This is a genomic window from Lysinibacillus sp. (assembly GCF_032093475.1).
GTDB lineage: Bacteria > Bacillota > Bacilli > Bacillales_A > Planococcaceae > Lysinibacillus > Lysinibacillus irui.
The window spans coordinates 16,526-17,087 of the sequence record NZ_DAMDAY010000079.1 but is presented as its reverse complement, the minus strand read 5'-3'; the positions used below and the strand labels follow the sequence as shown (position 1 = coordinate 17,087).

The window sequence follows — 562 nt, the reverse complement described above, 5'->3', positions numbered from 1 at the left end:
TTTATATACTTAATAATGTAAAACCTAAAAGCGGCATTAAACACCAAAAGTATTGATATTATAGGCTTTCCACTCTTGTTGCTGTTGTACTTTGCATATCGTTCATAGTATAATTCATTATAGTTTAATTAGGAGTGGAAAAGATGAACCGAGAAGCACGTTTAAAACGACAAGAGAATATACGAAATTTCTCTATTATTGCACATATTGACCATGGGAAATCAACGCTTGCTGACCGTATTTTAGAGCAAACAAAATCTTTAACTTCCCGTGAAATGAAAGCACAGCTCCTTGACTCAATGGATTTAGAGCGTGAGCGAGGCATTACGATCAAATTAAATGCAGTTCAATTAAAATACGAAGCGAAAGACGGCGAAGTGTATACATTCCATTTAATCGACACACCAGGACATGTCGATTTCACATATGAAGTATCCCGTAGTTTAGCTGCTTGTGAGGGTGCCATTTTAGTTGTGGATGCCGCACAAGGTATTGAAGCGCAAACATTAGCAAATGTTTACTTAGCACTTGATAATGATTTAGAAATTTTACCTGTTATTAA

General features: G+C 35.6%; 1 protein-coding gene. It reads left to right on the top strand.

The window, feature by feature from the left end; genetic code table 11:
* Nucleotides 1–143: 143 nt before the first annotated feature.
* Nucleotides 144–562 (top strand): GTP-binding protein (locus RT445_RS15840; RefSeq protein WP_313470929.1); only part of this gene is annotated, 419 nt, incomplete at its 3' end.